Here is a 259-nt window from a genome sequence, read left to right on the forward strand (position 1 = left end):
ACTTTTCCTATCTGCATCTATCGCCGGCCGGCGCCGTTCGCCGCCCGCCGATCGACGTTGCCGCGGCGGACACCGCCGATCTCGCCCGCAGCCTCGTGCGAGTGCTCGACGACAGCGGCAGGGCCGTCGGCCCGTGGGCACCGGATCTCGACGATGCGCGGCTGATCGCCGGCCTGCGCGCGATGCTCAAGACCCGCATTTTCGACGCGCGCATGATGATCGCGCAGCGTCAGAAGAAAATCTCCTTCTACATGTTGAG

The 259-nt window shown here is 66.4% G+C and carries 1 protein-coding gene; it reads left to right on the forward strand.

Features of this window, described 5'->3' with window-relative positions:
• On the forward strand, window positions 1-259 hold a 259-nt coding region (locus GJQ66_RS13160), incomplete at both ends, for a thiamine pyrophosphate-dependent dehydrogenase E1 component subunit alpha (RefSeq protein ID WP_230379644.1).

Source organism: Microbacterium sp. ZXX196, from assembly GCF_009709595.1.
In the GTDB taxonomy this organism is placed as follows: domain Bacteria; phylum Actinomycetota; class Actinomycetes; order Actinomycetales; family Microbacteriaceae; genus Microbacterium; species Microbacterium excoecariae.